The 249-nt window shown below is 39.4% G+C and carries 1 pseudogene; it reads right to left on the reverse strand.

Annotated elements, in window-relative coordinates:
- Positions 1–249, reverse strand: a pseudogene (gene nusA, locus QN399_RS26495) (transcription termination/antitermination protein NusA); the annotation flags it as partial.

A 249-nucleotide genomic window follows, 5' to 3' on the forward strand; every position in this document is an offset into this window, starting at 1 on the left:
TCTCCACATAATTCACTAGATACTGCCTGTACTCGTGCACCTCGCATTCCTACACATGCACCTACTGGATCAATTCGTTTATCATTAGTTTTCACTGCAATTTTAGCACGAGATCCAGGATCACGTGCAGCTGCTTTAATTTCAATAATTTCTTCGCCAATTTCAGGCACTTCTATACGAAATAACTCTATCAGCATTTCAGTTTTTGAACGACTCATAAATAATTGAGCACCACGAGCTTCAGGATAT

The sequence above is a fragment of the Pseudomonas sp. 10C3 genome, assembly GCF_036346185.1.
GTDB lineage: Bacteria > Pseudomonadota > Gammaproteobacteria > Pseudomonadales > Pseudomonadaceae > Aquipseudomonas.